Consider the following 7437-nt stretch of genomic DNA (forward strand, 5'->3'; position numbering starts at 1 on the left):
TTCCTTTCGTGTGGTGCATTTCTCTCGGTGATCGGCCGGGATGCCTCGGCCGGGTCAGCCCCGTGACCGCCTCGTCGCCAGCCGCTCCAGGAGGGAGGTGACGAGGAAGAACACGAGGCCGATGAGGATGCCGCCCAGCACGTACGCCCACGCGAGCGCCGCCCGGCCGGACTTGGCATAGGTGGCGATCGCCGTGCCGATGCCGTCGGCGGGTCCGCCGAAGTACTCCGCGACGAGCGCGGCGATCACGGCGAGCGAGCTCGCGATGCGCAGGCCGGTCATGAGGTACGGCATGGCGGTGGGAAGGGTCAGGATTCGGAAGGTCTGCGCGCCCGACGCGCCGGACGCGCGCATCAGGTCGCGGTGCACCGGGCGCGTCTGGCGCAGGCCCCGCAGGACGTTGACGAACACCGGGATGAAGGCGGCGATCGTCGCGACGGCCTGGCGCCCGAACTGGCTGGAGGCGCCGAACATCGTGTTGAGGATCGGGGTGATCGCCACGATCGGGATGACCGCCAGCGCCGAGATCAGCGGCGCCAGCATCCCGTCGATCGGGCGCGCCGCCGCCGCGAGGGCGGCGAAGAGGATTGCGAGGATGGATCCGGCGATGAGGCCCACGAGCGCGTTGGTCGCGGTGATGGCCATGTCCTCGGCGATGATCGGCCAGCGCAGCACGAACTCCGCCGCGATGGCGACCGGACTCGGCAGCATGCGCGGCGCGGTGCCCGAGGCCACCCAGATCGTCCACGCCGACAGGATGATGAGTCCGACGATGATCGGCGCGACGATCCGCAGCCAGCCGGGCAGGGGCTTCTCGCCGGGCTCGCGGGCGCGCGTCTTCCGCCCGGGCGGGGCCGGGAGCATGGTCGTGGCGGCGTCGGTCATCGCTCGTTCGCCCTCTCGATGCGCGTGCCGTGGAGCGCCTCGCGCACCGCGGTGACACGGTCGAAGTACTCCGGCGACTCGCGCAGGCTCTCGTCGCGCACCGCACCGAAGCCGGTCGGGATGACGTCGGTGATGCGACCGGGGCGCGGGCTCATCACCACGACGCGGTCCGACAGGAACACCGCCTCGGGGATGGAGTGCGTCACGAAGACCACGGCCGCTCCCGTCTCGCCGGCGATGCGGGTGAGCTCGGACTGGAGGTACTCCCGCGTCATCTCGTCGAGGGCGCCGAAGGGCTCGTCCATCAGGAGCAGGCGCGGCCGCGCGGCCAGCGCGCGGGCGATCGCGACCCGCTGCTGCATGCCGCCCGAGAGCTGGTCCGGGTACCGGTCGACGAACTCCGTGAGGCCGACGAGCTCGGCGAGTTCGGCGATGCGCGACGCGCGCTGCGCCTTGCCGCTGCCGTGGAGCTCGAGCGGGAGGCCGATATTGGCCGCGACGGTGCGCCAGGGGAGGAGCCCTGCCTGCTGGAACGCGATGCCGTAGTCCTGGTCGGCGCGGGCGCGCGGCGCCGGTTTGCCGAAGATCTCCAGCGTGCCGCTCGTCGCGCCGTCGAGGTCGGCGATGAGGCGCAGGAGCGTGGACTTGCCGCACCCGGAGGGCCCGATGAGCGAGACGAACTCGCCCGCCGCCACCTCGAGGTCCACCTCGGTCAGGGCGACGACCTCGCCGGACTTCGTCGGGAACACCTTGCCGACGCCGCTCGCGTGCACGGCCGGCCGGGCCGCGGCATCCTGCGATTCCTGCGTGTCTGGGACGGTCATGCCGGAGCTTCTCCTCTGCGGTAGTTGGCGAGGCCGAGCCCGATGACGGCGACCGACGCGGCGGCGATGAGGCCGAGGGCGATCGAGCCGAAGGTCGGTCCCCACGGGGCGGCCGGGTCGCTCGAGGCCTGGCCGGCGAGCTGGATGAGCATGCGGCCGATGCCGCCGCGCATGCCGATGGACACCTCGGCGACGACGGCGCCGAGCACCGCATTGGCCGCGGCCAGTCGCAGCGCGGGCAGCAGGTGCGGGACGGCGGCCGGGAGCCGCAGGCGCAGCAGCGTCGGCCAGTAGCCGGCGGCGTAGCTCTGCATCAGGTCGAGGTGGATCCGGTCGGGGGAGGCGAGACCGCGCAGGACGCCCACGGCGACCGGGAAGAACGCCAGGTACGACGCGATCACGGCGACCGACAGCCATTGCGGCCAGGATCCGCCGCCGCGGTCGATCTGATTTCCGATCGCGTTCACCACGGGGGCGAACGCGATGAGCGGCACGATCTGGCTGACCACGATCCAGGGGAGGAGCCCCCACTCCAGCAGGCGCCAGCGCTGCATCACGAGGCCGAGGATCGCCCCGACGGCGACGCCGATGATCCAGCCGACGGCCGCGATTCCGAGGGTCACGAGCGCCGCACCGGCGACCGACACCCACAGCGGCGGCGTCTCGCCCCCGCTCGTCGGCGCGAACAGGCGCGCGACCATGTCCCAGATGTGCGGCATCGCCCGGTCGTGGGTGCGCGGCAGGATCATGACGCCGGAGCCCGACTCGCCCTCGACGGCGCCGATGGTGACGCCCTCCGCCGGACCGAGGAACTTGTACAGCTCCCACAGCAGGAGCACCGTGAGTACGCCGAGCGCGCCCCATCCCACGACGATCCAGCCGCGAAGCTCGCCCTGACGCCGGGCCGACCAGCCGATCGGCCTCATGTCTTGGCCGTCACATGGGCCGAGAGCGCGGGGATGACCGTCTCGCCGTAGACCCGCAGCGTCTCCTCCTTGCTGTCGTGCTGGAGGTAGCCGGCGAACTGGGTGACGCCCAGCGCGCGCAGCTGCTCGAGCTTCGCGATGTGCTCGTCGGCCGTGCCCAGGATGCAGAACCGGTCGACGATCTCGTCGGGCACGAAGTCGACGTGGTCGTTGTCGGCCTTGCCGTGGGTGTTGTAGTCGTAGCCGTGACGGCCCTCGATGTAGGCGGTGAGCGCCTCGGGCACCGCGCCGTGCTCCCCGTACTTCGCGACGATGTCGGCCACGTGGTTGCCCACCATGCCGCCGAACCAGCGGCACTGGTCGCGCATGTGCTGCCAGTCGTCGCCGATGTACATCGGCGCGGCGACGCAGAACGAGATGGCATCGGGGTCGCGGCCCGCGGCGGCCGCGGCATCCCTCACCGTCTTGATCATCCACGCGGCGATGTCGACGTCCGCGAGCTGCAGGATGAAGCCGTCGCCGACCTCTCCGGTGAGCTTGAGCGCCATGGGCCCGTAGGCGGCGACCCACACCTCGAGCTCGGAGCCCTTGCTCCACGGGAACTGCAGCGTCGCCCCCTTGTACTCGACCGGCCGGGAGTTCGCGAGCTCGCGGATCACGTGGATCGACTCGCGCAGCTCGGCCATCGTGACCGGCTTGCCGTTGGTCACGCGGACCGCCGAGTCCCCGCGGCCGATGCCGCAGATCGTGCGGTTGCCGTACATCTCGTTGAGCGTGGCGAACACGGACGCCGTGACGGTCCAGTCCCGCGTGGCGGGGTTCGTGACGAACGGCCCGACGGTGATCCGCTTCGTGGCGTTGAGGATCGCCGAGTGGATGACGTACGGCTCCTCCCACAGGAGGTGGGAGTCGAAGGTCCACACGTGGCTGAAGCCGTGGGCCTCGGCCAGCTGCGCGAGCTGCACGGCCCGCGCCGCGGGCGGGTTTGTCTGGAGGACGACGCCGAAGTCCATGATCTCGATATGCTCCGCTGCTCGATCGCCGATGGGTTCAGATGAGGTACTGCGACAGGCCGCGCTTGAGGTAGCGCCCGTCGCCCTTGGCGCCGAGGTACTGACCGTCGTCGACGATGACCTTTCCGCGCGAGATGACCGTGTCGACGTGGCCGTCGATCTCGAAGCCCTCCCATGCCGAGTGGTCCATGTTCATGTGATGGGATGCCGCGGAGATCGAGGTGTGCCCGTTCGGGTCGTAGACCACCACGTCGCCGTCGGCGCCGGGCTGGATCACGCCCTTGCGTCCGTAGAGCCCGAACATGCGCGCCGGCGTGGTCGACGTGAGCTCGACCCAGCGCTCGAGCGTGATCTTGCCGGTCACCACGCCCTGGTACATGAGGTCCATGCGGTGCTCCACCGACCCGATGCCGTTCGGGATGGAGCGGAAGTCGTCGAGACCGAGCTCCTTCTGCCCCTTCATGCAGAACGGGCAGTGGTCGGTCGAGACCATCTGGATGTCGTTCGTGCGCAGCGCTTGCCACATATGGTGCTGATGGCCCTCGCCGCGGCTGCGCAGCGGTGTGGAGCAGACCCACTTGGCACCCTCGAACTGGCCCCACTCCTGACTGAACGCGCCGAGCTGCTCCTCGAGCGACAGGTAGAGGTACTGCGGGCACGTCTCGCCGAACACGTTCCAGCCCTGGTCCCGGGCCCACGCGATCTGGTCGACGGCCTGCTTGGCGCTCACGTGGACGGTGTACAGGGGCGCCCCGGTGAGGTTGGCGAGCATGATCGCGCGGTGCGTGGCCTCCTCCTCCATCTGCCACGCGCGCGCGATGCCGTGGTAGTACGGCGCTTTCTTGCCCGCCTCGGCGAGCTGCGCGGCGAGCACGTCGATCGCGGGTCCGTTCTCGGCGTGCATCATCGTGAGCAGGCCGGTCTCGGCCGAGACCTGCATCGCCTTGAGCACCTGGGCGTCGTCGGAGTAGAAGACGCCGGGATAGGCCATGAACAGCTTGAAGCTCGAGACGCCCTCGTCGAGGAGTCCGCGCATCGCGAGCAGCGAGTCGTCGTCGACGCCGCCGATGATCTGGTGGAAGCCGTAGTCGATCGCGCAGTTGCCGCGTGCCTTCTCGTGCCAGGCGGCGAGTCCGTCCTGCACCCGCTCGCCGTACTTCTGCACGGCGAAGTCGATGATGCTGGTGGTGCCGCCCCAGGCCGCGGCCCGGGTGCCCGTCTCGAAGGTGTCGGAGGCGGCGGTGCCGCCGAAGGGCAGCTCCATGTGAGTGTGGGCGTCGATGCCGCCGGGGATCACGTACTTGCCGGTGGCGTCGATCACGCTGTCGACGGAGGCCGCGACATCCGTCCCGAGCAGCTGCGAGCCGGGCGCGAGCACGGCGACGATGGTCTCGCCGTCGATGAGGACATCGGCCTCGCCGCGGCCCGTGGCCGAGACGACGGTGCCGCCCGTGATGAGTGTGGTGGTCATCGGATGCTCCCTCTGGTCACGGCTTCGCGATCCGGGTGTACGAGTCGGGCCGGCGGTCCCGGTAGAACTGCCAGTCGTCGCGCATCTCGCGCACCATGTCGAGGTCTAGGTCGCGCACGAGCAGCTCCTCGTGCTCGCCCGAGCCGCGCTCGCCGACGAAGTTGCCGCGCGGGTCGATCACCTGGCTGGTGCCGTAGAAGTCCACGGCGAGGTCGCCGTACTCGTTGTCCTCGCGGCCGACACGGTTGGGCTGCAGCACGAAATAGCCGTTCGCGACAGCCGCGGCCGGGCCCTCGACCTCCCACAGCCGGTTCGAGAGACCGGGCTTGGTGGCGTTGGGGTTGAAGACCATGTGCGCGTCGTTCAGGCCGAGCTCGCGCCACCCCTCGGGGAAATGACGGTCGTAGCAGATGTACATCCCGATGCGGCCGACCGCCGAGTCGAAGACGGGATACCCGAGGTTCCCCGGACGGAAGTAGAACTTCTCCCAGAACCGGTCGAGGTGGGGGAGGTGGTGCTTGCGGTACTTGCCGAGGATGGTGCCGTCCGCGTCCACGAGCACCGAGGTGTTGTAGTAGACGCCGGTCTCGGCCTCCTCGTAGATGGGGAGCACCGTCACGACGCCGAGCTCCTTCGCGACGTCCGCGAAGCGCTGCACGATCGGCCCGTCGGCCGCCTCGGCGAACCGGTAGTACTTCTTGTCTTGCGTGATGCCGAAGTACGGCCCGTAGAACAGCTCCTGGAAGCACACGACCTGTGCCCCCTGCGATGCCGCGTCGCGCAGGAAGCCTTCGTGCTTGTCCAGCATCGACTCCTTGTCGCCCGTCCAGGTCGTCTGCGAAATGGCTGCGCGTACCGTCGCCATGGTGTCTCCGTTCGTGCTCGATCGAGGTCCCTCGGGCTGGGACCGACGGGGATGGATCTGAAGAGCAGCCCCGCTCCCCGATCCTGTCGAGTCGACGTTTCCCATCGGTTTCGGCCTGTGACGCGACAGTAAAGCCTCGCGCCGACGCTGGCAATGGTTGGGTGGGCAAACCATAGGAACGGCGGCGGGATACATCGCGGGACGGATGCCGCGGCATCACCTCTCGCGTACCGTGAAAGCCGTGTTCCGCCGCCTGAAGACGTACCAGCTCGTCACCGACGTGGTGGTGGCCGGCTTCTTCGCGCTCACCGCGCTGTTCGTCGAGCTCCAGCTCGCGCCCGGCTGGGGAGGCGACTTCGCCGCCGTCGTGCTGGCGGCGGTCCTCGTCACGATCCTCCTGTCGGGGGCGCTCGCGCTGCGTCGGCTGTCGCCTGCGCTCGCCCTCGCACTGGCGTGGCTCGGCGCGATCGTCCAGATGGCGTTCGGCCGTCCGCCGAGTCCGGTGGACCTCGCGATCTTCGCGGTGCTCTACGCCACGGCGGCGTACGGGTCGCAGCTGGTGTTCTGGCTCGGCTTCGCCTCGTCGTTCGTGGGCGCCCTGGTGATCACCGTGTACCTCGTGATCGGACCGTACTTCGGATCGGGCGGCGTCACCTGGAGCTCCATCCCGGTCGCGCTCGCGGTGCTCGTGGCGGCAGCCTTCGCGCTGCTGCTGTCGTGGACGGTCGGCGCACTCGTGCGCACCGGGATCCGCGCCCGTGAGAACCGCGACGCGCAGCGCCGGGCGGAGGCGGAGGCCGTCGCCGAGCAGGAGCGCGTGCGCATCGCGCGCGACATGCACGACGTCGTCGCCCACTCGCTGGCGGTGGTGATCGCGCAGGCCGACGGCGCGCGCTATGCCGCGGCATCCGATCCCGCCGCAGCCACGGCGGCGCTCGGCACGATCTCCACGACCGCGCGCTCGGCGCTCGCCGACGTGCGCCTGCTGCTCACGCAGCTGCGGCACAGCCAGGGCGACGGCCCGCAGCCGACGCTCGCCGACCTCGAGGAGCTCTACGCCCAGGTCCGCGCGGCCGGGGTCGAGCTGCGCGTCGACGTCGATCCGGCGCCGCAGGGCGACCCGCCCGCTGCCGCGCAGCTGGCGGTCTACCGCATCCTGCAGGAGGCCCTCACCAACGCCCTGCGACACGGCGACGGCGGTCCTGTCGGCGTGGGCCTGGCGTGGCATCCGTCCCGCGTCGACGTCGAGGTGCGCAACCCGATCGCAACCGCCGTGCCGGGTGCTCCCGGCCACGGCATCATCGGCATGCGCGAGCGCGCTCAGCTCGCCGGCGGTCGCCTGGACGCCCGCGCCGACGGCGACGTGTTCGTCGTGTCGGCCAGCCTTCCGGTCGGGGTGCCGGCATGATCCGCGTCGCGCTCGTCGACGACCAGGCGCTGTTTCGCGCGGGCA

7 protein-coding genes are annotated in these 7437 nt (G+C 70.4%); 1 reads left to right on the plus strand and 6 read right to left on the minus strand.

Annotation, left to right across the window (positions count from 1 at the left end; translation table 11 throughout):
* Nucleotides 1-54: 54 nt before the first annotated feature.
* Genes ACE3O1_RS13795 through ACE3O1_RS13820 form a run of 6 tightly spaced genes read right to left on the minus strand, consistent with a single transcriptional unit; the run spans nucleotide 55 to nucleotide 5984 of the window.
* Complete coding sequence (locus ACE3O1_RS13795; RefSeq protein WP_374315988.1) at nucleotides 55-885, minus strand: ABC transporter permease; 831 nt, start codon at nucleotides 883-885, stop codon at nucleotides 55-57.
* Entirely contained in the window at nucleotides 882-1709 is an 828-nt protein-coding gene (locus ACE3O1_RS13800) for an ABC transporter ATP-binding protein (protein WP_374315990.1), read from the minus strand. The genes ACE3O1_RS13795 and ACE3O1_RS13800 overlap by 4 nt, the downstream gene beginning before the upstream one ends.
* Nucleotides 1706-2635: an ABC transporter permease gene (locus ACE3O1_RS13805; RefSeq protein ID WP_374315992.1), complete on the minus strand. Its 930-nt coding sequence runs from the start codon at nucleotides 2633-2635 to the stop codon at nucleotides 1706-1708. Before ACE3O1_RS13805 ends, ACE3O1_RS13800 begins: the two co-directional genes overlap by 4 nt.
* Nucleotides 2632-3648 carry a TIGR03842 family LLM class F420-dependent oxidoreductase gene (locus tag ACE3O1_RS13810; protein WP_374315994.1) on the minus strand — a complete coding sequence of 339 codons (1017 nt, stop codon included), beginning with the start codon at nucleotides 3646-3648 and terminating at the stop codon, nucleotides 2632-2634. The genes ACE3O1_RS13805 and ACE3O1_RS13810 overlap by 4 nt, the downstream gene beginning before the upstream one ends.
* A 37-nt stretch (nucleotides 3649-3685) precedes the next feature.
* Nucleotides 3686-5119, minus strand: a complete 1434-nt coding sequence (gene hydA, locus ACE3O1_RS13815) for a dihydropyrimidinase (protein WP_374315996.1) — start codon at nucleotides 5117-5119, stop codon at nucleotides 3686-3688.
* A 16-nt stretch (nucleotides 5120-5135) separates the two neighbouring features.
* A complete protein-coding gene (locus ACE3O1_RS13820) occupies nucleotides 5136-5984 on the minus strand; it encodes a nitrilase-related carbon-nitrogen hydrolase (protein ID WP_374315998.1) in 849 nt (282 codons plus the stop codon).
* Nucleotides 5985-6225: 241 nt separating this feature from the next.
* Between ACE3O1_RS13820 and ACE3O1_RS13825 the strand changes: the two genes are divergently transcribed.
* On the plus strand, nucleotides 6226-7392 hold the full coding sequence (locus ACE3O1_RS13825) for a sensor histidine kinase (RefSeq protein ID WP_374316000.1): 1167 nt from the start codon (nucleotides 6226-6228) through the stop codon (nucleotides 7390-7392).
* Nucleotides 7393-7437 lie beyond the last annotated feature (45 nt).

The sequence above is a fragment of the Microbacterium sp. genome (assembly GCF_041909575.1).
Taxonomy (GTDB): Bacteria; Actinomycetota; Actinomycetes; order Actinomycetales; family Microbacteriaceae; genus Microbacterium.